This window comes from Sphingobium sp. (assembly GCF_035511395.1).
Classification (GTDB): domain Bacteria; phylum Pseudomonadota; class Alphaproteobacteria; order Sphingomonadales; family Sphingomonadaceae; genus Sphingobium.
The window spans coordinates 1-2,665 of record NZ_DATKFP010000299.1; the positions used below are offsets into that span (position 1 = coordinate 1).

General features: G+C 61.2%; 4 protein-coding genes. All 4 read right to left on the bottom strand.

What is annotated here, in order from left to right:
- Window positions 1–447: VOC family protein (locus VMR39_RS20980; RefSeq protein ID WP_325418726.1), on the bottom strand; the 447-nt coding region annotated here is incomplete at its 3' end.
- Between the two features lie 19 nt (window positions 448–466).
- Window positions 467–1,318, bottom strand: coding sequence for an alpha/beta fold hydrolase (locus VMR39_RS20985; protein ID WP_188083140.1), 852 nt, complete (start codon window positions 1,316–1,318; stop codon window positions 467–469).
- Between the two features lie 181 nt (window positions 1,319–1,499).
- On the bottom strand, window positions 1,500–2,105 hold the full coding sequence (gstA, locus tag VMR39_RS20990) for a glutathione transferase GstA (RefSeq protein WP_325418731.1): 606 nt from the start codon (window positions 2,103–2,105) through the stop codon (window positions 1,500–1,502).
- A gap of 48 nt (window positions 2,106–2,153) precedes the next feature.
- A complete protein-coding gene (locus tag VMR39_RS20995; protein ID WP_130030101.1) occupies window positions 2,154–2,633 on the bottom strand; it encodes an aromatic-ring-hydroxylating dioxygenase subunit beta in 480 nt (159 codons plus the stop codon).
- Window positions 2,634–2,665: the final 32 nt, after the last annotated feature.

A 2,665-nucleotide genomic window follows, 5' to 3' on the forward strand; every position in this document is an offset into this window, starting at 1 on the left:
CCTGGTCGCGCGCATACCGCGCGGTTCGGCGATCCAGACGTCCGGTTTGCGCACGGCCGGACCGCTCCCGGACAGCTCCATCTCGGCATAGAGATCGAACACGTGGGAGGTTGGCGTATTGAAGCGGATCTTGCGGCCAACACCAGGATCCTCTCCGGCCGCAATCACGTCGACATGAACCCCGATGTCGAGCAGCCGTTCGGCAAAGTGGTCGAGATCGGCATCCCTGGCGACCTTGAAGGCCATCCGGTCGAGCCCGGCAGAATTGGCTTCGCGCAAAATGATGCTGTGGCGATCGAACTCGTCGAAGGCCTGGAAGAAAGCCCTGCCTCCCTCGACGCTCACCAGGTTGAGGCCGATACGGTCACGATAGTGCTGGATCGCTTCATCCAGATCGAGGACGCGCAACTGGACATAGCCAGGGCGAAGTACACCGGTCAGTGCCATTTCAGTTCTCCTTGTCCCTTCAGGCCTTGAGGCCGTTCTCTAGAAATTCAGTGACCATGCGGTTGAAGCTCGCCATCCGTTCGATCTGAACCCAGTGGCCGCATTCCGCGAACACGTGCAGGTCGGCGCGCGGCAACAGGCTGGCCAGGCGAACGGTGGACTCCAGCGGAATCACCTGGTCGAACAGGCCATGCAGGATGAGCGTTTCGTGTTTAAGTGCCGCCACGTCTTCCTCGCGGCTAGCCAGCATCGCGATGTTGCGCTGCCGGTCAGCCCCGCCGAACGTCGCGTGATACGGCTCGTGCGCTTCCGGACGCGCACTCGCTTCGTAGCGCGACTGGACCAGGTCTTCGGTTAGCCGGCTGTGATCCCAGGCAAGGTACTTGAGCGAGGCGCGCATTTCCTCCAGCGAAGGCTGGTAGCCCCAGACCAGGTCGAGCGCAGGCGTGATCGGGAAATCGAGCCCTGCCGGCCCCATCAGCACCGCCCTTTCGACCCGATCGGGATGCGCGATCATGAACGCCAGGGTTATGCCGCCGCCGAAGGAATTGCCGACCATCGAGACCTTGTCGATCCCGAGGCTATCGAGTAGCGATGCGACCTGATCGACCCAAACCCGCTTATCTTCGATCCGGCCCTTCGAAGCCGAATAGCCAAACCCGAACATGTCGGGCGCGATGACGCGGAAGCGCTTCGCGAGCTCGGGCATGTTGAGCCGCCAATTGGCCCAGGCAGTCACCCCGGGTCCCGATCCGTGGATCAGCAGGACCGGTGCGCCATCGCCCAAATCGTGATAATTCGTGACGCTGCCATCAACCGTGATGGACTTGCCAATCTCCGGGCGTGCGATGTCGTTGGCTACGGCAGTCATGGCTCTCCCAATCGATATTCAACTGTTTTTTGACGCTAGCATTGCCTGTGTTCGCGCGAGGTCATGCACACAGCTTTCGCGTCCATCCAATTTCTCGTTACTATTGCACTAAATAGAACGCATTTGCAAATGGAGAATGATTCAGCTCCATCGCATAATGCCGGAAGTCGGACTGTCCGGCTCACGCCAAGCCTTCGGCCTTGAGCGCGGCACCCACGGCGGCACGCTGCGCGATCTTGCCGGCATAGGCGCCGAGCGAGGGGTAGGCGGCCATGTCGATACCGACATAGGCTGGCCAACCCAGCATCACGAACAGGTAGATGTCGGCAACACTGAAAGCATTGCCAGCATAGTGGTCCCGCCCGGCCAATTCCTTATCGAGCGCGGCGAGGTGGTTCTTGACCGATTCCGCGGCCGCCGCCTTCGCTTCGTCGGAAGTGCCGGGGGCGAACAACGGCACGAATGCCTTGTGGAATTCGGAACCGAGGAAGCTGAGACGGCTCAGCAGTCGGTAACGATCGAGGCTGCCTTCGGCCGGCGCCAGGCCAGACGCGGGGTTCTGGTCGGCTATGTACAGCAGGATGGCGGGGTTCTCAGTCAGGGTCTCGCCGCTGTCCAGGGTGAGGGCCGGGACCTTGCCGGACGGGTTGACGGTGAGGAAATCCTCGCCCGCCTCGGTCTTGCGCACGGCCAGATCGACCTTGACGGCTTCGAAATCGGCACCGGTTTCGCGCAGGGCAATGTGCGGGGCGAGGGAACATGCGCCGGGGCTGATGAACAGTTTCATGGTATTTCTCCTCTAGATTTCTTTTCGACGCCAGACGATGTTCGGCAGTCAGATTGGGGTCGCCAGCAGCGTCGCGATTCTGTGGGTGTCATAGACGCACATTCGGCTCACCAGCTTGGCTACGCCGTCCTTGATTAGCAGACGGTCGACATATTTCCCGGCGTTGTAGATGCGGGTCTCACCGTCGTTGCGCGTCTGCAGCAAGGCATAGCTTGCTTCGGCCGACACGGTATCCCCGTCGATCCCGGTCAAGACCGCTCGCGAAATCAGGTGACGACTGAAATGCTCCGGGAAAACGTTGGCGCGGCGCAGCGCCACCACCCGATCGACGAGCATGCCCTTGCTGTCGCAATACATCACCGCGGCCGGCAGCCCGTTGTCGACATTTTCGCGGGCGATCACCTGGTAGAGGCAATCGTCGACGAAAAACTCGGGCCACTCCTCAAGCCGGTCGTCATCCAGACACAGTCCGTAAGCGGCGTTCAGGGAATCGACGAGACCCTGCAAAACAGGCTCGACCAAGCTCATGCCGATGCCTCGGCGCTGACGGCAAGAGCATC